Origin of the sequence: Streptomyces plumbidurans (assembly GCF_019857225.1) — a bacterium.
Classification (GTDB): Bacteria; Actinomycetota; Actinomycetes; order Streptomycetales; family Streptomycetaceae; genus Streptomyces; species Streptomyces plumbidurans.
Genome location: NZ_JAFJSY010000034.1, coordinates 21,026 through 40,823 on the forward strand (window position 1 = coordinate 21,026; position 19,798 = coordinate 40,823).

Annotated in this window: 21 protein-coding genes; 10 read left to right on the top strand and 11 right to left on the bottom strand. The window is 70.1% G+C overall.

What is annotated here, in order from left to right:
* Positions 1 to 153 precede the first annotated feature (153 nt).
* Positions 154 to 2,292, bottom strand: coding sequence for an excinuclease ABC subunit UvrB (uvrB, locus tag JYK17_RS22075; protein WP_108013521.1), 2,139 nt, complete (start codon positions 2,290 to 2,292; stop codon positions 154 to 156).
* Between the two features lie 39 nt (positions 2,293 to 2,331).
* On the bottom strand, positions 2,332 to 3,195 hold the full coding sequence (locus tag JYK17_RS22080; RefSeq protein WP_128803370.1) for an MHYT domain-containing protein: 864 nt from the start codon (positions 3,193 to 3,195) through the stop codon (positions 2,332 to 2,334).
* 278 nt (positions 3,196 to 3,473) lie between these two features.
* Between JYK17_RS22080 and JYK17_RS22085 the strand changes: the two genes are divergently transcribed.
* The 3 genes from JYK17_RS22085 to fdhA all read left to right on the top strand — a co-directional run bounded on the left by JYK17_RS22085 (position 3,474) and on the right by fdhA (position 6,322).
* Positions 3,474 to 4,385 (top strand): glycerophosphodiester phosphodiesterase, encoded by a 912-nt coding sequence (locus JYK17_RS22085; RefSeq protein WP_108013519.1) that lies wholly within the window; start codon positions 3,474 to 3,476, stop codon positions 4,383 to 4,385.
* Between the two features lie 49 nt (positions 4,386 to 4,434).
* The gene (locus JYK17_RS22090) at positions 4,435 to 4,989 is read left to right on the top strand and encodes a methylated-DNA--[protein]-cysteine S-methyltransferase (RefSeq protein WP_108013518.1); all 555 of its coding nucleotides are present in this window, start codon (positions 4,435 to 4,437) and stop codon (positions 4,987 to 4,989) included.
* Between the two features lie 106 nt (positions 4,990 to 5,095).
* Positions 5,096 to 6,322 carry a formaldehyde dehydrogenase, glutathione-independent gene (gene fdhA, locus JYK17_RS22095; protein ID WP_108013517.1) on the top strand — a complete coding sequence of 409 codons (1,227 nt, stop codon included), beginning with the start codon at positions 5,096 to 5,098 and terminating at the stop codon, positions 6,320 to 6,322.
* A gap of 93 nt (positions 6,323 to 6,415) precedes the next feature.
* Here the strand turns inward: fdhA and JYK17_RS22100 are convergent, their stop codons facing one another.
* Both JYK17_RS22100 and JYK17_RS22105 read right to left on the bottom strand, forming a co-directional pair.
* Positions 6,416 to 6,844, bottom strand: coding sequence for a VOC family protein (locus JYK17_RS22100; RefSeq protein ID WP_108013516.1), 429 nt, complete (start codon positions 6,842 to 6,844; stop codon positions 6,416 to 6,418).
* 69 nt (positions 6,845 to 6,913) lie between these two features.
* Positions 6,914 to 7,708 (bottom strand): methyltransferase, encoded by a 795-nt coding sequence (locus JYK17_RS22105; protein WP_108013720.1) that lies wholly within the window; start codon positions 7,706 to 7,708, stop codon positions 6,914 to 6,916.
* 267 nt (positions 7,709 to 7,975) lie between these two features.
* Between JYK17_RS22105 and JYK17_RS22110 the strand changes: the two genes are divergently transcribed.
* Positions 7,976 to 9,103 carry a magnesium and cobalt transport protein CorA gene (locus tag JYK17_RS22110; RefSeq protein ID WP_108013515.1) on the top strand — a complete coding sequence of 376 codons (1,128 nt, stop codon included), beginning with the start codon at positions 7,976 to 7,978 and terminating at the stop codon, positions 9,101 to 9,103.
* Positions 9,104 to 9,121: 18 nt separating this feature from the next.
* Here JYK17_RS22110 and JYK17_RS22115 read toward each other — a convergent pair whose 3' ends face one another.
* The 3 genes from JYK17_RS22115 to JYK17_RS22125 form a co-directional block, all read right to left on the bottom strand.
* Positions 9,122 to 9,550, bottom strand: a complete 429-nt coding sequence (locus JYK17_RS22115) for a CBS domain-containing protein (RefSeq protein ID WP_108013514.1) — start codon at positions 9,548 to 9,550, stop codon at positions 9,122 to 9,124.
* 156 nt (positions 9,551 to 9,706) lie between these two features.
* Positions 9,707 to 10,120: a PPOX class F420-dependent oxidoreductase gene (locus JYK17_RS22120; protein ID WP_128803368.1), complete on the bottom strand. Its 414-nt coding sequence runs from the start codon at positions 10,118 to 10,120 to the stop codon at positions 9,707 to 9,709.
* A 62-nt stretch (positions 10,121 to 10,182) separates the two neighbouring features.
* On the bottom strand, positions 10,183 to 10,815 hold the full coding sequence (locus JYK17_RS22125; RefSeq protein ID WP_108013513.1) for a nucleoside/nucleotide kinase family protein: 633 nt from the start codon (positions 10,813 to 10,815) through the stop codon (positions 10,183 to 10,185).
* A 117-nt stretch (positions 10,816 to 10,932) separates the two neighbouring features.
* Between JYK17_RS22125 and JYK17_RS22130 the strand changes: the two genes are divergently transcribed.
* The 3 genes from JYK17_RS22130 (at position 10,933) to JYK17_RS22140 (ending at position 13,937) form a co-directional block, all read left to right on the top strand.
* Entirely contained in the window at positions 10,933 to 11,628 is a 696-nt protein-coding gene (locus JYK17_RS22130) for a DUF2293 domain-containing protein (protein ID WP_108013512.1), read from the top strand.
* Positions 11,629 to 11,836: 208 nt separating this feature from the next.
* Entirely contained in the window at positions 11,837 to 12,316 is a 480-nt protein-coding gene (locus JYK17_RS22135) for an anthrone oxygenase family protein (RefSeq protein WP_108013511.1), read from the top strand.
* A 133-nt stretch (positions 12,317 to 12,449) separates the two neighbouring features.
* On the top strand, positions 12,450 to 13,937 hold the full coding sequence (locus JYK17_RS22140) for a glutamate synthase subunit beta (RefSeq protein WP_222811041.1): 1,488 nt from the start codon (positions 12,450 to 12,452) through the stop codon (positions 13,935 to 13,937).
* Positions 13,938 to 14,209: 272 nt separating this feature from the next.
* Here JYK17_RS22140 and JYK17_RS22145 read toward each other — a convergent pair whose 3' ends face one another.
* A complete protein-coding gene (locus tag JYK17_RS22145; RefSeq protein ID WP_058925966.1) occupies positions 14,210 to 14,464 on the bottom strand; it encodes a DUF397 domain-containing protein in 255 nt (84 codons plus the stop codon).
* Complete coding sequence (locus JYK17_RS22150; protein WP_108013509.1) at positions 14,465 to 15,325, bottom strand: Sco1979 family transcriptional regulator; 861 nt, start codon at positions 15,323 to 15,325, stop codon at positions 14,465 to 14,467.
* A 261-nt stretch (positions 15,326 to 15,586) separates the two neighbouring features.
* Between JYK17_RS22150 and JYK17_RS22155 the strand changes: the two genes are divergently transcribed.
* The 3 genes from JYK17_RS22155 to JYK17_RS22165 all read left to right on the top strand — a co-directional run bounded on the left by JYK17_RS22155 (position 15,587) and on the right by JYK17_RS22165 (position 18,752).
* The gene (locus JYK17_RS22155) at positions 15,587 to 16,222 is read left to right on the top strand and encodes an ATP-binding protein (RefSeq protein WP_108013508.1); all 636 of its coding nucleotides are present in this window, start codon (positions 15,587 to 15,589) and stop codon (positions 16,220 to 16,222) included.
* On the top strand, positions 16,213 to 16,653 hold the full coding sequence (locus tag JYK17_RS22160) for a hypothetical protein (protein ID WP_108013507.1): 441 nt from the start codon (positions 16,213 to 16,215) through the stop codon (positions 16,651 to 16,653). The genes JYK17_RS22155 and JYK17_RS22160 overlap by 10 nt, the downstream gene beginning before the upstream one ends.
* Before the next feature lie 236 nt (positions 16,654 to 16,889).
* Positions 16,890 to 18,752, top strand: a complete 1,863-nt coding sequence (locus tag JYK17_RS22165) for an ABC transporter ATP-binding protein (protein WP_181362533.1) — start codon at positions 16,890 to 16,892, stop codon at positions 18,750 to 18,752.
* A 7-nt stretch (positions 18,753 to 18,759) separates the two neighbouring features.
* Here the strand turns inward: JYK17_RS22165 and JYK17_RS22170 are convergent, their stop codons facing one another.
* Positions 18,760 to 18,942, bottom strand: coding sequence for a DUF8839 family protein (locus tag JYK17_RS22170; RefSeq protein ID WP_108013719.1), 183 nt, complete (start codon positions 18,940 to 18,942; stop codon positions 18,760 to 18,762).
* Positions 18,943 to 19,107: 165 nt separating this feature from the next.
* Entirely contained in the window at positions 19,108 to 19,797 is a 690-nt protein-coding gene (locus JYK17_RS22175; RefSeq protein WP_128803364.1) for a DUF899 domain-containing protein, read from the bottom strand.
* Between the last annotated feature and the right edge of the window lies 1 nt (position 19,798).

Below are 19,798 nucleotides of genomic sequence, written 5' to 3' on the forward strand. Positions count from 1 at the left end.
CCCCTCTCGAGCTGTCCCCTGTTGCCGCGGCGTCCGCGGTTGACCAGAACCCTACGCAGGCGCACCGAGCGTGCCGTACCCCGACCCGTACTTTGTGTCGGTCTTGCAACACATAGCGGATATACCGAGGTCCGGCACGTCACGGCCGCAGGATCAGGCCAGGCCCGCCTCTCGCATCTGGCGCAGTTCCTTCTTCATCTCGGAGATCTCGTCGCGCAGCCGGGCCGCGATCTCGAACTGGAGGTCGGCGGCGGCGGCCCGCATCCGTGCCGTCATCTCCTCGATCTGGTCGGCCAGTTCGGCCGCCGGGCGGTCGGTCGGGACCGTCTCCTTGGCCTTGCCCTTCGCGGACCTGGCCCCGCCGGCCGCCTTGCCGCCGAGCGCGGGCACGGGTGCCTTGGCGCCCTTGCCGTCCTTCGACTTGCGGTAACCGGAGCCGAGCAGCTGTTCCGTGTCGACGTCCTCGCGGGCGATCTGCGCCACGATGTCGTTGATCTTCTTGCGGAGCGGCTGGGGGTCGATGCCCCGCTCCTTGTTGTACGCGACCTGCTTCTCCCGGCGGCGGTTGGTCTCCTCGATGGCCCTCTCCATCGCCGGGGTCATCTTGTCGGCGTACATGTGGACCTGGCCGGAGACATTGCGCGCCGCGCGGCCGATGGTCTGGATCAAAGAGGTGCCCGAGCGCAGGAAGCCCTCCTTGTCGGCGTCGAGGATCGCCACGAGCGACACCTCGGGCAGGTCGAGGCCCTCGCGCAGGAGGTTGATGCCGACCAGGACGTCGAACTCGCCCGCGCGCAGCTCGCGCAGCAGCTCGACGCGGCGCAGGGTGTCGACGTCGCTGTGCAGATAGCGCACCTGGATGCCGAGTTCGAGGAAGTAGTCCGTGAGGTCCTCGGCCATCTTCTTGGTGAGCGTGGTGACCAGGACGCGCTCGTCCTTCTCGGTGCGGGTGCGGATCTCGTGCACCAGGTCGTCGATCTGGCCCTCGGTGGGCTTGACGACGACCTCCGGGTCGACGAGGCCGGTGGGGCGGATGATCTGCTCGACGACGCCGTTCCCGCGCGAGAGCTCGTATTTGCCCGGGGTGGCCGACAGATAGACGGTCTGTCCGATGCGCTTCTGGAACTCCTCCCACTTCAGCGGACGGTTGTCGAGGGCGGAGGGCAGCCGGAAGCCGTGGTCGACGAGGGTGCGCTTGCGGGAGGCGTCGCCCTCGTACATGGCGCCGATCTGCGGGACCGTGTTGTGCGACTCGTCGATGACCAGCAGGAAGTCGTCCGGGAAGTAGTCGAGCAGGGTGTTGGGCGGCGATCCCGGCAGCCGGCCGTCGAAGTGCATCGAGTAGTTCTCCACGCCGGAGCAGGAGCCGATCTGGCGGAGCATCTCCAGGTCGTAGGTCGTACGCATCCGCAGACGCTGGGCCTCCAGGAGCTTGCCCTGCTTCTCCAGCTCGGCCAGGCGCTCGCCGAGTTCCTTCTCGATGTCGTTGACGGCCCGCTCCATGCGCTCGGGGCCCGCGACATAGTGGGACGCCGGGAAGACGTAGAGGTGCTCGTCGTCGCTGATGATCTCGCCGGTGACCGGGTGGAGCGTGGAGAGGGCCTCGATCTCGTCGCCGAACATCTCGATGCGGACGGCCAGCTCCTCGTAGACCGGGAAGATCTCGATCGTGTCGCCACGCACGCGGAAGGTGCCCCGGCTGAACGCGAGGTCGTTGCGCGTGTACTGGATGTCGACGAAGCGGCGCAGCAGCTGGTCCCGGTCGATCTCGTCGCCGACCCTGAGGGGGACCATGCGGTCGACGTACTCCTGGGGCGTGCCGAGGCCGTAGATGCAGGACACCGAGGCGACCACGACGACGTCGCGGCGGGTGAGCAGCGAGTTGGTCGCGGAGTGGCGCAGGCGCTCGACCTCCTCGTTGATCGAGGAGTCCTTCTCGATGTAGGTGTCCGACTGCGGGACGTAGGCCTCGGGCTGGTAGTAGTCGTAGTACGAGACGAAGTACTCCACCGCGTTGTTCGGCAGGAGTTCGCGGAACTCGTTCGCCAGCTGGGCTGCCAGGGTCTTGTTCGGTGCCATGACGAGCGTGGGGCGCTGGAGCTGCTCGATCATCCACGCGGTGGTGGCGGACTTGCCGGTGCCGGTCGCGCCGAGCAGGACGACGTCCTTCTCGCCCGCCCGGATGCGCCGGGCGAGGTCGGCGATGGCCTGGGGCTGGTCGCCGCTGGGCTGGTAGGGACTGACGACCTCGAAGGGCGCCACCGTGCGTTCGATGCTGGAAACGGGCCGCATGGAACCACCGTACGACCCGGCACTGACAACGCGGTCCGGTCAGCGCTTCTGCGGGGTGCGTGGGGTGCGCCGGCCCTGGGGCCGGACGGGGCGCAGCGGTGGGCGGCGGGTCGTGTGGTGGACCTCCGGATGCGCCGGGACGCCCGGCTTGTGCTCGACGGGGGTCCAGTCGGGCTTGCCCATGACCAGCATCGGGTCGAACATCACGACCGCACCGGCGAGGACGAGGAACGCCAGCGGGCCGACGAGCATGGGCCACAGCAGTGCGGCGGGAGATTCACCGGTGACGGGGGCGCCCATGTGGTGGAGGTGGACGCTGAGGGCCGCCATGCCCGTGTAGTGCATGCCGCTGACGGCGAGCCCCATCACGAGGCTCGCGCCGACGCTCCACATGAACCCTCTGACCTGCCCGGCCGCCCACAGTGCGGCTGTCGCGGCGCACATCGCTATGACGACGGAGAGGGCGACGGTCACCGTGTTGTACTCGAACTTGCCGTTCAGCCGCATTCCGGCCATGCCCAGGTAGTGCATGGACGCGATGCCCAGGCCGGTGATCGTGCCCCCGGTGAACAGGGCCGTTCCCTTGGCGCCCTTGTAGCCGACGATGAAGATCCCGACGCCCACCATCACTATGGCGACCCCGAGACTGGCGAAGGTCATCGGTCTGTCGTAGTGGATGGGCGCCCCTTTGACCGTGAAGCCCATCATCGCCACGAAGTGCATGGTCCATATGCCGGAGCCGATGGCCGCCGCGCCGAGGGCGAGCCAGCCGGGGCGCCAGGACGCCACGAGCATCGATCTGGTGGTGCAGCGCAGGCCGAGGGCCCCACCGAGCGAGGCCATGAGGTAGGCCACCACCGGTGTGACGAGTCCGTACGTGAATCCGTCGACCGTGCCTTGCATGCGCGGCTGCCCTTCCCGCCCTCTACGTCCCGTAACTCGCCGAAAACGCCCCCTCCCAGGACCGCCCGAGCGGTCAGGGTTGAGGCAGAGAGTATGACTCCCACCGGAATGGTCGAACGATTTTCCGGCAAAGAAACACGTCGTTGCCTCACTTGTGCGGCACCAGTGAGCGGTCATGGGCAACACCATTCGATGTGTGGCCATTCTGCACCCCGGCGACGTTCACGCTCTGCTGTCACAGTTGATCTGTCCGTGATCAACCGACGTGAGGGGTACGCATGTACGCGCGCGCAGTCGCCGCCATCTCCACCGCGCTCCTGGGGGCCGCCGCCCTGCTGATGCCCGGGTCCGACGCCCGGGCGGGTGCCCACGCCCACGCGGACTCCCCCGTCAGGGCGGGCGGCACCGGTGTGCGGCAGCTGGTCATCGGTCACCGGGGGGCCTCGGCGCAGGCGCCCGAGAACACGCTCGCAGCCATCGACAGGGCCGCCGAGCTGGGGATCTCCTGGGTCGAGAACGACGTGCAGCGCACCCGGGACGGCGAGCTGGTGGTCATCCACGACGACAGCCTCCAGCGCACCACGGATGTGAAGAAGGTCTTCCCCGGGCGGGCGCCCTGGAAGGTGAAGGACTTCACCGCCTCCGAGATCGCCCGCCTGGACGCGGGCAGCTGGTTCGGCCCGCGGTTCACCGGCACGCGCGTGCCCACGCTGAAGCAGTACATGCGCCGCGTCGAGCACAACCGCCAGAAGCTGGTCCTGGAGATCAAGAACCCCGAGCTGTACCCGGGCATCGAGCAGCAGATCCTGAAGCTCCTCGGCAACGAGGGCTGGCTCGACCGGCCGCATCTGACCGGCCGCCTGATCGTGCAGAGCTTCAGCGCGGACAGCCTGCGGATCGTCCACGATCTGAAGCCCGCCGTCACGACGGCCTTCCTCGGCACGCCCGGCGTAGCGGACCTGCCCGGCTACGCGGCCTTCACCGACGGGATCAATCCGTCGTACGGCACGATCTCGCGGGGCTACGTCTCCGCCGTGCACTCCGTCGCGGGACCGCACGGCCGGCCCCTGCGCGTCCTCGCCTGGACCGTCGACGACGCGGACACCGCCCGCCGGGTCGCCGGGTACGGCGTCGACGGCGTCATCTCCGACAAGCCCGACGTCGTCCGGGACGCCTTGCAAACCCCCTGAACCCGCCGCTCGCACGGGCGTTGTCAGTGGCGGGTCGTACGGTGGGCGCATGGACAGCCACGGGCAGTACGAACAGCAGGTCGTGTGGGCGGTGCTCGACACGGAGATCGGTCCGCTGCTGCTGGCCGCGACCCGCGAGGGCCTGGTCAACGTCGTCTTCCACGCCACCGACCCGGTGCGCGGCAAGGCGCTCGACCGGCTCGCGTCCCGGCTGGGCGCCGAGCCCGTCGAGGCACCGGACTCACCGCTGCTGGCCGAGGCGATACGTCAGGTCCGGGCGTACTTCGCGGGCGAGCGGCGCGACTTCGAGCTGCCGCTGGACTGGTCGCTGATCTCCGGCTTCAACCGGCAGGTGCTGCGCGAACTGGCCTCCGGCGTTCCGTACGGCGCGGTCGTGGGCTATGGCGACCTGGCCGGGCGGGTGGGCCAGCCGGGTGCGGCCCAGGCGGTCGGGACGGCGATGGGGTCCAATCCGCTGCCGGTCGTCGTGCCCTGCCACCGGGTGGTGGAGAGCGACGGGGGCATCGGCGGGTTCGGGGGCGGGCTGGAGACGAAGCGCAAGCTGCTCGCCCTGGAGGGAGTGCTCCCCGAGCCCCTGTTCTGAGGGGGGTGCGCCAGGGGTGGCCGGGAGCGGACGGCAGTAGCAGACTCGGTCATGCGCACAGCCACTGGCATCCGAGGAATCGGAGCCGAAGGGACGGCGATCACGCATGAGCGCAAACAGGGCAGTCGCGTATCTCAAGCCGGGAGCGGTGGAAGTCAGGACCATCGACTACCCGACGCTTGAACTCCAGGACGGGCCGGGGGTGGCACCGGACAATGTCGGCCGCAAGGCCCGGCACGGTGTGATCCTCAAGGTCCTCGCCACCAATATCTGCGGGAGCGACCAGCACATGGTGCGCGGGCGGACGACCGCACCGGAGGGGCTGGTCCTCGGGCACGAGATCACCGGAGAGGTCGTCGAACGGGGTCCGGACGTCGAGTTCGTCGAAGTCGGCGACATCGTCTCCGTACCGTTCAACATCGCCTGCGGACGGTGCCGCAACTGCAAGGAACGCAAGACCGGCATCTGCCTGAACGTCAACCCGGCCCGCCCCGGTGCGGCCTACGGCTATGTCGACATGGGCGGCTGGGTCGGCGGTCAGGCCGAGTACGCCATGATCCCGTACGCGGACTTCAACGTGCTGAAGTTCCCCGACCGGGACGAGGCGCGCGAGAAGCTGCTCGATCTGACCATGCTGTCGGACATCTTCCCGACCGGCTTCCACGGCGTGGTGAGTTCGGGCGCCGGGGTCGGCTCGACGGTGTACATCGCCGGAGCGGGCCCGGTCGGTCTGGCGGCGGCCGCGTCCGCGCAGCTGCTGGGTGCCGCCGTGGTCGTGGTCGGCGACCTCAACCCCGAACGCCTCGCCCAGGCGCGCAGCTTCGGCTGCGAGACCGTCGACGTCTCGCAGGGCCCCGTGGAGGACCAGCTCGCGCAGATCCTCGGGGAGCCCGAGGTGGACGCGGCGGTCGACGCGGTCGGCTTTGAAGCACGAGCGCACGGGAAGGACGCTCAGGAGGCGCCCGCCACGGTGCTCAACTCCCTGATGGGCATCACGCGCGCGGGCGGCGCCCTCGGCATCCCCGGTCTCTACGTCACTGACGACCCCGGCGGGATCGACGAGGACGCGAAGTCCGGGACGCTGAAGGTGCGGCTCGGCCTGGGCTGGGCCAAGAGCCACCACTTCACGACCGGACAGTGCCCGGTGATGAAGTACCACCGCGGGCTGATGATGGCGATCCTGCACGGGCGTGTGCACATCGCCAAGGCGGTCAACGCGACCGTGATCGGTCTGGACGACGCACCGCGCGGCTACGCCGAGTTCGACCAGGGCGCCAGCCGCAAGTACGTGCTCGATCCGCACGGGGTGCTGAAGGGGGTACGGCCCGTCTGAGCCCCAGTCCGTCCGAACCCCGGCGAGCAACGAAGGGTGCCCACGCGCGCACGCGCGTGGGCACCCTCTTGCGTGGGCGGACGCCGCCCAGGGCTAGTCGTAGTGCCGGGCCTCGAAGACGTTGCCGTCCGGATCGCGGAAGTAGAAGCTGCGCCGGGCCATTCCGCGGGCGCCGTAGGAGTCGTAGGAGAACTCGGAGACGGGGACGGTGCGTTCCTGCAGGCGGCTGTGCAGGGCGTCGAACTCCTCGCCGGGCAGGGCCAGGCAGATGTGGTTGACCGGGTGGCCCGAGCTGTCGGCGGCTCCGGGCACCATCTTCATGCCCTGTGCCATGGAGTGGGGCATGAGGTCGAGGATGGTCTCGTCGTTGAGCCGTACCGAGGGGAAGGAGACCTCGCCCGCCGCGTACTCGGTGATCCTCAGGGGCCGCAGCCCGACCGCCTTCTCGTAGAAGTCGGCCGCGGCGAGTGGGTCCTGCACCCACAGGACGACATGGTCGAGACGTGCCGTGTTGTCCGTCATGTTTTCAGGCTGGTGCGATCGTCCGCGGGCCGCAAGGGTCCGGCGGTACGAAACCCCCGGAGCCCGCCGCTACGCCTTGCGTCCCCACGCGGAGATCATCGGGGCCGTGGCCAGGTCCATCCCTCCGGCCGCGACATTCGCCAGATGACGGTCGACCTCCTCGTTCGTCGCGATCCCCGCGGCGACGAGGCGTTCGCGGATCTGCCGGACGGTGGCCGACTCCAGGGCGGCGCAGGCCGCGGAGGTGAGCGGGAAGTACGCGTCCGCCTCCACGTCCTGCAGGCCGGCCTCGCGCAGCAGGCGCGGAAGGCGGCGGCCGTAGGAGAGGTCGGCGCCCCGGTCGGCGAGCAGGCGACGGAAGCCGTGGCGCAGGCGGTTGGCGAGCTGTTCCTCGGGGCCGTGCTCGTCGGGGCAGACCAGGGGCTGCAGGGCGGGGTCGGCGTCCTCGATCAGGAGCATGCCGCCGGGGCGCAGGGCCTCGATCATAAACCGCAGAGCTCTTTCGCGGTCCGGCACATGGACCAGGACGAGCCGGGCATGCACCAGGTCGAAGCCCTCACCCGGCGGTTCGTCGGCGCCCACGTCATGGACGAGCACGGTCACCGGCGGGCGGGCCGCGGAGGCGAGCAGGGAGGTGTCGATGTCGGTGGCGACGACCTCTCCCTCCGGACCGACCTTCTCGGCCAGCCAGGACACCACCGAGGTACCGCCCGCGCCGACCTCCCAGCAGCGGCCGCCGGAGCCGATGCCGAGCCCTTCGAGGTGCCGGAAGGTCGTGGGGTCGAAGAGGGTGGTGAAGGCGTCGAAGCGCTCCTTCGCCTCGGTCTGCTGGTTGTCGAGCAGATATCCCTCGGATTGCGTCATGCCGCGATCATCGCAGTCGCCCGCCGGCCCGAGGGTGGAGGCCTCCGTGCGCGCCTTCATCGTCAGGCCACCGCCCTTGTAACCAGTTGTCCACAGGCGGGAACCAAGCGGAATGCAGTGCTTCCACAGGCCCAATCGCCAATTACGCAGACCTGGCAAACTGACGCGCCAAGGCAAACAAGGCACCAAGGCACACCCAGGCAGCTCACCACCGAGGCGGGCTGCCGACCGCGCTTCGAGCCCGGAGATCCACGCAAGGAGATCCAGATGTCCATGGCAGGGAATCTGCGGAAGGTCACGCACCTCAGCAGGGTCGGCGGCCTCCGCACGGTGGCACGGCTGGCCCGGCGACGCCCTCGCGTCGACCTGAGTCACCCGGCCCGTTCCCCTCTGGGCTCCTCCGTGGTGAACTGCGTGACCTACCGGGAGGGCGAGCGGGTGCCGGGCGGCAGCGACCTGGTCGACGCCGTGGAGCGCGTGCGCAAGCACGGCGACGGGTTCGTGTGGCTGGGGCTGCACGAGCCGACGGACCAGGAGTTCGCGGGCATCGCCGAGCTCTTCGACCTGCACCCGCTGGCGGTCGAGGACGCGATCGAGGCCCACCAGCGCCCGAAGCTGGAGCGGTACGACGAGACGCTGTTCGCGGTGTTCAAGACCGTCTGCTACGTCGAGCACGAGGAGCTGACGGCGACGAGCGAGGTGGTCGACACCGGCGAGATCATGGTGTTCGTCGGCCAGGACTTCGTGATCACGGTCCGGCACGGCAGGCATGGCTCCCTCGGCCCGCTGCGCGAGGAGCTGGAGTCCGATCCCGCTCAGCTCGCCAAGGGGCCGGCGGCGGTGCTGCACGCGATCGCGGACCATGTGGTCGACGACTATCTGCAGGTCACCGACTCGGTTCAGGCGGACATCGACCAGGTGGAGATGGATGTGTTCGCGGAGAACGGCGCGCGGGCAGACCCGGGCCGGATCTACCAGTTGAAGCGCGAACTCCTCGAGCTGAAGCGGGCCGTCGTGCCGCTGGGCCGCCCGGTCGAGGATCTCGCGACCCGGCCGATCCGGGTGGTGCCCCCGGAGATACAGGCCTACTTCAGGGACGTCCTCGACCATTTGATGCGGGCGAAGGAGCAGATCGCCTCCTTCGACGAACTGCTCAACTCGATCCTTCAGGCCCATCTCGCGCAGGTCACGGTCGCGCAGAACGAGGACATGCGCAAGATCACGGCCTGGGCCGCGGTGATCGCCGTACCGACGATGGTGTGCGGTGTGTACGGCATGAACTTCGATCACATGCCGGAACTGCACTGGACGTTCGGCTACCCCCTCGTCCTCGGCGTCATATCCATCGCGTGTCTGGTTCTGCACCGCGGCTTCAGGCGCAACGGCTGGCTGTGACGTGCCTCGCCGGACCGGTCAGCTCGTCGCCGACCTGGCGTAGACGCTGTGGGCGAAGTCGGCGATCTGGTCCTCCGTCAGATGCTGGGCCAGGTCGGCCTCGCTGATCATGCCCACCAGCCGCTTGTTCTCGATGACGGGCAGCCGGCGGATCTGGTGGTCCTGCATCTCCCGGAGCACGTCGCCCACATCGGCGCCCGACTCGATCCAGCGCGGGGTGCCGTGGGCCATCTCGCCCGCGGTGATCCTGGCCGGGTCGTGGCCCATGGCCACGCAGCCGATGACGATGTCGCGATCGGTGAGAATGCCGCACAGCCGCTCGTTCTCGTCGCTGATGGGCAGGGCTCCGACGTTCAGCTCGCGCATCAGCTGGGCCGCGCGGTCCAGCGTCTCGTGAGCGGGGATCCACTGGGCGCCACGGTGCATGATGTCTCCGGCAGTGGTCATGGAGTACCTCCCGGTGCCGGACGGCCGGCGCGGCGCGGAACGCACCGCTAGTCCCGGCGCCCTACATTCTCGCGGCGCGAACCGGCCCGTGCACCCGGAACCGTGCGGTAACAGACGAAACGGGAAGCCGCGGCGACGGGCGCCCGGAGTGCCGCGTCAGGCCGAGAAGCCGACGATCCTGTGCGGGACGACGCGGACGATGACGCGGACCTCGTCGTCCTTCTCCGCGGGCGGGTCGATGCCGAGGTACTTGTGCGAGAGCTCGTGCGGCAGCCGCTTCCCCTCGTCGGGGAGGATCTCGGCGGTGCCGCGGATCTCGGCCGAGGTGTAGGGGTCGTCGAGGTCGAAGACCGAGAGGCTCACGCGGGGGTCGCGGCGGAGGTTGCGCACCTTCTGGCGTCCGTCGGTGGAGGAGAAGAGCACGGTGTCGCCGTCGCGCTTGATCCAGACCACCGAGTTCTGCGGGGCGCCGTCGGGGCCGAGGGTGGCGACGCTGGCGAAGTTCTTGCCGTCGAGCAGGGCACGGACGGCGTCGGTGAAAGAAATCGGATCGCTCGGGGAGGTCGTCATGGGGACAGCCTAACTACATGCACACGCATATAAAAGCGGTGTGCGGCGACCGCTCCCGGCGATCACCCCCGCCACGCCGGTCGGCGCGGGTCGTCGGCGCGCACGAGGACGTCCGCCGTGCCCGCCGGGTCGGTCTCGTCCTCGTACCGCTCGAAGGCGGGGAGGGTCCAGTGCTCGGCCTCCGGGGTGCGCCGGTGCAGGGCGCCGGACGAGAGGAGGACATGGACGGTCAGGTCGAAGGGGAACCAGTGCCGCAGGAGGAGGGGGCCATGCAGCAACAGGAAGCCGCCGGGCGGGAGTTGGACGTAGGGGCTGCGGGTGGCGCGGTCGGTGACCGGGTCCCACAGGTCCGGCAGGACACGTCCGTCGCCGCCGGGTTCGAGGTGGCCGAAGACCTCGCGCCACAGGGCACCGGTGTCCAGCCGGCCGTCGTAATAGGCGTCGATGTCGTGGCGGCCGTACTGCAGCCGGACCGAGGCGGGGCGCAGGAAACCCTCGGCGGCCACGGTCAGGGACGGGCGGCCGCGTATGCGCAGGGCCTCGGCGACGCGCTCGGCGAGGGCTCCCGGGTCGGCCGCCGGGGCGCCGTCGAAGGCGACACGGGGCCAGGGGCTGCCGTCGGCCGGTTCGAGGTCGAGCAGGCGCTCGGCGATGAGGTCGCCGAGCCGGTCCCACGTGATCGCTTCCAGTCGCACACGGCCATCATGCGCCGACCGCCGGACGGGATGCACAGACGGCATGCCCGGGACAGGAAAGGTACAGGGCGAGGCATCGGGGTGATCCAAAGTCCGGTCAGGGGGAATGAACCATTCATGGCACGTCTCGCAACTTCCGCGGCCCGTACCGGGCTTCTCGTCTTCCAGCCGCTCAAGAGACGGATGTGCACGGAGTGTCACGCGGGGCCGTTGGCGCTGCTCGTGCTCGAGGACGGGGTGCCTCGGTGTCTCGACTGTGCCGACCTCGGTCATCTGGTGTTCCTGCCGCGCGGCGACACCGCGCTGACGCGGCGGTCGCGCGAGGAGAGCACGTTGTCGGCGGTCGTCGTCCGCTTCAACCGGCGCAAGGCGCGATACGAGCGGCAGGGCGTGCTGGTCGAGGAGGAGGGGCTCGCCCGTGCCGAGGAGCGGTGCCTCGCGGACGCCGAGGCGCGACGGCGACGCCGGATGCGGGACGCGCGGCGCCGGGCGGCGGAGGACGTGCGGTTCACGGAGGCGTTCGCGGCGGAGATACGGCGGCTGTTTCCCGGGTGCCCGGCGGAGCGGGCCCTGGCGGTCGCGGCGCACGCCTCGGTGCGGGGCAGCGGACGGGTGGGCCGGAGCGCGGCGGGGCGCGCGCTGTCACAGGGCGCGGTGATCTCGGCGGTCGTGGCCTCCGTACGCCATCTGGACACGCCTTACGACCAGTTGCTGATGAGCGGCGTGCCGCGGCACGAGGCCCGGCGGCGGATCCGACCGGCGGTGGAGACGGTGTTGCGGGGCTGGCAATGGCAGAGGGAGGAGGCGGGTTGAGGAGGGGCGGGGCGACGAAGGGGTACCGGACGGGGGACGCGGAGTCGGCGGTGCATGCGCGGCGGAGGACCGGGCCCGGCCCGGGCGTGCTGGACGCCCGCGTATGGGGGCGCGTTCTTCGGCCATGGTCACCGAGCCGGTACGGCAATTCACTTGAGGTGACGGGAGGTGCCGGGGATGATCTCGGCTGGACGCGGGAGTTGACGACATGATCGCTGGACCGTACCTCTGGCTGACGGTGCTGGGCGTGCTCGGAACGGGCCTGGTGGCGGGGGTTTTCTGCGGGTTCTCGACGTTCGTGATGCGGGGGCTCGCCTCGTTGCCGCCCGCGCAGGGAGTCGCGGCGATGAACGCGATCAATGTGACCGCGGTGATGCCGGCATTCATGTTCGTGTTCATGGGGTCGGCGGTGCTGTGCGCGGTGCTCGCCGTGGTGACGTTCGTGCTGTGGCCGGGCGACGGGAGGGTGGAGCTGCTGCTGGGCAGCGCCCTGTATCTGTTCGGTTCGTTCGGGGTGACGATGGTCGCGAACGTGCCGCGCAACGACGCCTTGCTCAAGCTGGACCCGGGCACTCCGGAGGCGGCCGCGTACTGGCCGGCGTATGTGCGCGAATGGACCTTCTGGAACCACGTCCGCACGGTCGCCTCGGCCGGATCGGCGATCGCGTACGTGCTGGCACTCACGTGAGAGTCCGTGCAGGCACTCGTCCGGGGAGGGGCTAGGCAAGGGCGGGCGCGAGCGCTGTCCAGCCCCTCTGCGGGGGTGGCCCGGGAGTCGTATCGTGACCGGAAGAGGGCATGCGCAGGCAAGGAAGACGGCCATGGCCGATCCCAGGGGATTCATGACCACGCCTCGCCGGGACTGGCCCCGCAGACCGGTCGAGGAGCGGGTCCGGGACTGGCACGAGGTCTACGTTCCCGGCGCGCTGCTTCCCATCATCGGCAAGCAGGCGGACCGCTGCATGGACTGCGGTATCCCGTTCTGCCACGACGCGTGCCCGCTCGGCAATCTGATCCCGGAGTGGAACGACCTGGTCAGCCGGGACGACTGGCGGGCGGCGGCCGACCGGCTGCACGCCACGAACAACTTCCCCGAGTTCACCGGGCGGTTGTGTCCCGCGCCGTGCGAGGCGGGGTGTGTGCTCGCCATCAACCAGCCGGCGGTCACCATCAAGAACGTGGAGGTCGCGATCGCCGACATGGCCTGGGAGTCGGGCTTCGCGCCGCCGCAGCCGCCGGACCGGCTGTCCGGGCGGACCGTCGCGGTCATCGGGTCGGGGCCCACCGGGCTGGCGGCGGCGCAGCAGTTGACCCGGGCGGGGCACACGGTCGCGGTGTACGAGAAGGACGACCGGCTGGGCGGGCTGATGCGGTACGGCATCCCCGAGTTCAAGATGGAGAAGCGCCATCTCGACCGGCGGCTGGAGCAGATGCGGGCCGAGGGGACGAAGTTCCGTACGTCGACGGCGGTCGGGCGGGATGTCGGGGCGGCGGAGCTGCGGTCGCGCTACGACGCCGTGGTGGTCGCCACGGGGGCCAGGGCGTGGCGTGAACTGGCCGTGCCGGGGCGGGAGCTGGCCGGGGTGGTGCAGGCGATGGAGTATCTGCCGCTGGCCAACCGGGTGCGCGAAGGGGGCCTGGAGGCGTCGCCGATGTCCGCCGCGGGGCGGCATGTCGTCATCGTCGGCGGTGGTGACACGGGGGCGGACTGCCTGGGGACGGCGGTGCGCGAAGGGGCGGCGTCCGTCACGCAGTTGGACATCTACGCCAGGCCCGGCGTCGACCGCGACGAGGACGTGGAGCCCTGGCCGACGTACCCGAAGACCTACCGGATGTCGGCCGCCCACGAGGAGGCCCGCGATCTGCGGACGGCTCCGGCGGCGGACGCGGACGCGCGGCTGTTCGCGGCGTCCACGCTGCGCTTCGAGGGCGACGCGGCGGGGCATGTGCGGTCGTTGCACCTGGTCGAGGTGGACGCGGCGCGCAGTCCGCTGCCGGGCAGCGAACGGACGCTCCCCGCCGACCTGGTGCTGCTCGCGCTCGGCTTCTCGGGACCCGATCGCGGGGACGGTCTCGTCGACCAGTTGGGCCTGGCGATGGATCCGCGCGGCACGATCACCCGCGACGCCTCCTTCGCGACGAACGTGCCCGGCGTGTTCGCGGCCGGGGACGCGGCACGCGGGCAGTCGCTGATCGTGTGGGCGATCGCGGAGGGGCGGGCGGTCGCGGCGGCCGTCGACGGCTATCTGACCGGCAGTTCGCAGCTGCCGTCGCCGATCGGGCCGTACGACCGCCCGATGACGGTGTAGCGCGGACCGGCCAAGGCCCTGCCGCCCGAGGAGCACCGGGGGGCAGGGCCTGCACAGGAAACGAGGCGGGGGCCCCTTACTTCCGGCCAGCCGTGGTGAGCCGGTGCCTGCTCGCGCCGATCGCCTGCGAGGTCTGCTCCTGTCTATGCATGACGTACTCCAAAAGTGACTGCCGCAATCAAGCTCAACTCACTGCCGAATCAAGGGTGATCAGGGGAGGGATCAAAGGTGTAGGTGGATGTGACGGAACATCAGAAGCTGAAAAGTGGGGCTCACGACAGCAGGAAGTCGGCCTCACCCGCCTTGGCGCCCTCGATGAAGGCCGTCATCTCGTCGGTGGTGTAGATCAGCGCCGGGCCGTCCGGGTCGGTGGACTGCCGGACGGCGATCCGGCCGTCGGCGAGCTTCATCGCCTCCAGGCAGTTCCCGCCGTTGCCGCCGCTCCACGGCTTGTGCCAGCCCTCGCTGCCCAACTCCCGCGCGGGCATGCCGTTGTAGACGTGTTTGCGCGGCTTGATGCGATCCATTCACAACTCCTTGCGGAGATCCCGGAGGATCTCCTTCGTGCGATGTGCCGTAGCGGCCTGCGCCGCCATGCGGTCCATGACCTCGAGGTGGGTCGCCACCTCGGAACGCGCGTCGAGATAGACCGCGCCGGTCAGGTACTCGCTGTAGACCATGTCCGGCAGTTCTGACATGGCAAATCGGAACAGCACGAAGGGCCCGAACGTGCCGGGGTGCGGCCCGTTGGTGAAGGGCGCGACCTGCAGCGTCACGTTGGGCAGCTTCGATGCCTCGAGCAGTCTGTCGATCTGCGCACGCATCACCTCCGGGCCGCCCACCGGGCGGCGCAGTGCGGTCTCGTCCATGACGGCCCAGAAACGGGGCGCGCCCTGGCGGGTGAGCAGTTCCTGGCGTTGTATGCGCAGGGCGACGTGACGCTCGATGTCTTCCGGCCTGGTCTGACCGATCGCACCCGACCTGAGCACTCCGCGCGCGTAGCCCTCGGTCTGCAGCAGGCCAGGCACGAAGTGCGGGTCGTAGGAGCGGATGAGGGCGGCCGCCCCCTCCAGGCTGACGTACATGGAGAACCAGCCCGGCAGAATGTCGTGAAACCGCTGCCACCAGCCGGGTCTGTTGGCCTCCTCGGCCAGTTGCACGAAGGCCTCGGCCTCCTCGTCCGAGACGCCGTAGGACTTCAACAGCAGTTGCAGGTACGGGATCTTGAGGGAGACCTCCGCCATCTCCATGCGGCGGACCGTCGCGGGGGCGACGCGCAGGATGCGGGCGGCCTCCTCGCGTTTGAGACCCGCACGCTCCCGCAGATCCAGCAGACGGCGCCCGAGGACGACTTGGCCGACCGTCGGCGCGGACCGCGGTTCACTCACGCTCCACCTCCACCACGTCGCGTACGTCCCTGTCGTCGGCGACAGGGCGGCCACCAGGGCCTGGGCCTGCCGCACCAGCATGCCTACAGCCATACGGCGCCATGCGAAGACCTATTCGAAGATCTGTACGGATCTCCGTCGATCCCAACTGGCGCCGCTCAAGATGCTGTTGCGAGCAGTGTGCCACGGCATTTCTCCGCGTCACACAGCACTCTGCATTTTTCATAGTGACACTTGCCAAGTGTTCACGCCGGGGCGATAGTGGCAAGCGTGATTCCGTCCGCGCCCTTAGGAACAGACGCTGCCGCAGGCCGCCTGCCCGGTCTCGGTACCGCCGCGGGGGTGGCGCCCGACCGGGCGGCCGCCGAGCGCCGGTTCCGTTTCGAGCTGGCCGCACACCCGGGCTCTCCAGCGCAGGCCAGACGCCTGACGAGGGCCCGGCTGAACGTGTGGTCGGTGTGCGAGGACGTCTGCGACACCGCCGCACTGGTGATCTCCGAGCTGGTCACCAACGCCCTCGTGCACACGGCGAGCAGCCACATAGTCTGCGAGCTGCACGACGGCCACGAACAGGTCCGCATAACCGTGCGTGACCAGGGCTGCGCACCGGGCGAACCCCATCCCTCGCCCGCGCGGCCCGAGGAGGAGCACGGGAGGGGACTGCTCCTCATCGACGCGCTCTGCGAGGCGTGGGGCGCGCACGAGAACGGCCCGGGACTGCTGGTCTGGGCGGAACTGCCGCGCAAGGCCGTACCGGCCCACACTCCGGGCCACGACTGCGGGCCCTGCAACGACCTGGGCTGGGGAGCCCGCCCCAAGCCGGGCCCGGCCGGCCCGGGGGACGAGGACGGGACGGACGCACACGGACGGCACGGGACAGGAGGCACATGGCGGTGAGGGCAGGGTCCGGCCGCCAGGTGCTGAGCCTGGACACGCTCGTCCGGATGCGGCGCGGGCTGCACACGCCGGGTACGCCCCGGCGGCTGCAGGTGCCTGACGGCATGACGGCCCCGCTGGGCTGCGACGCGGTGGAGATACCCGCCCGTCTCGGCCCACTGGTGCTGCCGCGGCTGCCACGTGTGGGGTGTGTGTACGCCGATGACACGCACTGGTGGTGGCTCGTCCCGTCCGACTCCGACTACGCACTGGAGTGGCCGGCGCCCACGCAGTACGCCGCCGGGGCGGTCGTTCCGGACGCCCCGGCGGTCCCCGATCTCATCCACCGGCCGACCGGTACGGTGCCGTACACCCCGCCGATCCCGCTGTATCTGGCCCTGTGCCTGGTGACCGGGACGACCCCGACCTGGTCCCGGCCGGCCGTCGCGTAGACCGCGATCGCGTGTACACCGGGCGCCCCGAGGCGTGCGCCCGCGCGCTCACCCCTTTCGACATGCGCTCTCCCCCGAGGGTCCCGACCCGGCGATAGTGGCCGTTCGTCGACGAGGATCGGGGGGGGCCGGCGGTGACGGAATCACAGGGCGGGCGGCGAAAGCGCGGCGGCAGGACCACGCCGGAGGTCTCCGAATCGGAGCAGCTGCTCTTCGGCGGTCCCCTGCGCTACGACATGGGCTGGAACCAGCACCGGGACGCCTTCCTCGAACTGGGCTTCCGGGCCATGGTGACCCGGCTGCCGGCCCTGCTGGGGTCGAGCTGCGAGCTGGCCTGGCAGGCCGACCGGAAGGCGGCGCGGATCGTGCTGGCCGCCGAGATCGGCCGGGGCCTGGCCCAGGCGGTGAGCCTGCTCGCGGTCAACAGCGTGCTGGGCCGGCTGATCACCGGCGGGGCGATCGAGGACCGGCTGCACGGCGCCGTGCCCGCGCTGGTCGCCATGGCCGTCGTCATGCTGGTCGGGACACTGCTGCGGGCCGCGTCGACGTATGCCACCGGGCGGCTCGAGCCCAAGGTGGAGCGGGTGGCCACGGAGCTGTATCTGGAGCGGGCGGCGGCCGTGGAACTGGCCGCGATCGAGGACCACGCCTTCCACAAGCTGCTGGACACCGCGCAGTACGGCGCCACCTCGGCCCGGCGGATGATCTCGTACGCCACGCGCGTGGTGAACGCGATGATCTCGCTGATCGCGGCGGCGAGCGTGCTGACCGTGCTGCACCCGGCGCTGCTCCCGCTGCTCGCGACGATGACGCTGCCCAGCGCGTGGAGCGCGCTGACGAACGCCCGGCGGCGCTACGAGTCCTTCCACATCTGGGTGCAGCACGCGCGTGCCGGGCATCTGATCAGCGGGCTGCTCACCGAGCCCGCCGCCGCTCCGGAGATCCGGGTGCACGGGGTCGGGCCCTTCCTGCTGCGCCATTTCCGCGCGATGTCGGAGGCCGCGGAGGCGGAGCAGGCCCGGCTGGCCCGGCTCGCGGCGCGCACCGGACTGATCGCGTCGGCCTGGACGGGCCTTGCGACCGTGGCGACGTACGCGACGCTCGGCGGGCTGCTGCTGAGCGGGGCGATGGCGCTGTCGGTGGCGGGGACGGCGGTGATCGCGATCCGCACCGGCTCCTCCAGCCTGGACAGCCTGGTCCTGGAGATCAACGCGCTGCACGAGGAGGCGCTCTTCGTCGGCGATCTTCAGAAACTTTACGCGGAGGCGGCCGAACGGGCGATCCCGGTGGGCGGCGACCCGCTGCCGGAGCAGCCGCGGGAGATCCGGTTCGAGAACGTCACCTTCAGCTATCCGGGCGAGTCCTCCCGTCCCGCCCTCGACGATGTGACGCTCACCGTGCCGCTCGGCGGGATCGTGGCGCTGGTCGGCGAGAACGGCTCCGGCAAGACGACCCTGATCAAGCTGCTCGCCGGCCTGTACACGCCGGACGCGGGCCGGATCATGTGGGACGGGGTCGACGCGGCGACCGCGGACCGCCACCAGCTCGCGGAGCGGGTCGCGATGCTCGCCCAGGACTTCAAGCGCTGGCCGTTCACGGCCCGGGTCAATGTCGCCGTCGGCCGCTCGTCGGCGCCCCTGACCGAGGAACGCATGGCCACCTCGCTCACCGAGGCCGGGGCGGAGGGGGTGGTGGAGAACCTGCCGCGCGGTCTGGACACCCTGCTGGCCAGGAACTTCAGCGGTGGCCACGAGCTGTCCGGCGGGCAGTGGCAGCGGCTCGGCATCGCGCGGGCGGCCTACCGGCGGGGCCGGATCCTGGTCGTGGACGAGCCGACGGCGGCCCTGGACGCCCGGGCCGAGCTGGAGGTCTTCGAGAAGATCCGGGCGCTGGCCTCGGCCGGTCAGACAGTGATCCTCATCACTCACCGGCTGGCGTCCGTGCGGCACGCGGATCTGGTTCACGTCCTGGACCGGGGCCGTCTCGCGGAGTCCGGCACCCCGGACGAACTGCTGGCGAGCGGTGGCATCTACGCGGAGCTGTACTCGCTCCAGGCCGAGCAGTTCAGGGCGCCCGTGCCCGCCCCGAAGGCGGGCTGAGAGCGCCTCAGGCGACCACGTCCGCGTTCTTGTCGCTGCGCACGATCACCAGGAACATGTCCGTCGCGAGGTCCATGACGACCTCCGCGGGCAGCCCTTCCTCTCGTCGCGCATGCGCGAACTCTTCCGCCGGCCACGAGCCTCGCGGCCCACCTGCGGGAAAGCGTTCGAGCACTGTTCGCCCGTTCACCATCTCGCACCTCCAGAACGTTGTCCTGTAGGAGTTAACGCCCAGGAGGGGTCCATCGCCTCGCTCAGTTGCCGTACTGAGACGTAGTTGACACTTGTTCAGCGCGGAGTGTGAAGGTCCGGTCACTCATTGAAGATCCAGGTCGACTTCTGACTACTTTCTGTTTCATTCCTCGTACTCGTCGTGATAACGCATGCGCACACCGCCCGCAGGCGCCCCAAGAGCCGTCGCACGCCCCTCCGGTCGCTCCCACTCCTCCTGCCGGCCCAGCGCCGTCAGGTCCAGGAGACTGGTGGTCGAGCCGAGTCCGTCGAGGCCGCGGTCGTACGTCGAGTAGGTGTGGAAGACGCGCTCGCCGTCCCGCAGGAAGCAGCTGACGGCGGGCCGCTCGACCCACTCCCCGTCACGCTCGAGGGTCACGCCGAAGTCGCGGTTGAAGTCGGTGCCGTTCGACGAGTACCAGGGCACCGCCCAGCCCATCCGCGCCTTGAACGGAAGGATCTTGGTGTACGGCGTCCGGGAGACGGCCGCGAACGTGGTCCCCCGGGCCTTGAGATGGGCCAGATGCCCGATCTGGTCGAGAAATGCCGAACAGCAGCGGCAGCCGGCGTCCCACTCGGGCGCGAACATGAAGTGGTGGACGACCAGCTGCGGCCGGCCCTCGAACAGGTCCGGCAGGGTGGCCTTGCCGTCGCCGCCCTCGAAGACGTACTCCTGGTCGACCTCGACCATGGGCAGCCTGCGCCGCTCGGCGTTCAACGCGTCACGCGCGCGCGTGGCCGCCTTCTCCTTGACGAGCAACTCCTCGCGTGCCGCGCGCCACTGCTCGCGCGACACGATCTCCGGAAGCGACATG